1 protein-coding gene is annotated in these 385 nt (G+C 62.3%); it reads right to left on the minus strand.

The window, feature by feature from the left end; translation table 11 throughout:
- Window positions 1–385, minus strand: a 385-nt coding sequence (locus NNO04_RS22635; RefSeq protein ID WP_271446540.1) for an RHS domain-containing protein, incomplete at both ends; no start/stop codon positions are given.

A 385-nucleotide genomic window follows, 5' to 3' on the forward strand; every position in this document is an offset into this window, starting at 1 on the left:
GGTAGCCCGCCCACACCAGCGTCCCGTCCGCTGTGGTCACCTCCTGTACCGTGCCCGTCAGGTCCGTGTGGTAATACCAGATTTTCCGGCTTTCTCCGCGCCCCGTGATGGCCGCCACCGGCGTGTACGGTTGTTCCGCGTCGTACAGGTACGTCCGCTTCTCCTGATGCGACGGTTTTTCCTGCAACAGCCGGAACCCCTCCCACACAAACGTTGTCCTGCTTTTTTCCCTCCGCTCCGTATGGCTGTCATATGTCGCCTTGCTGATGCGCCGGCCCAGCGCGTCATACTGATACCGCGTCTCGCTGTTGCTGCTGATAACCCGCGTTAACTGGCCCTGCGCGTTCCACTCCAGTTGCTGCCCGCGCCGCTCTGACAGTTCGCC

It is taken from the genome of Citrobacter sp. Awk 4 (assembly GCF_028069725.1).
Classification (GTDB): Bacteria; Pseudomonadota; Gammaproteobacteria; order Enterobacterales; family Enterobacteriaceae; genus Citrobacter_D.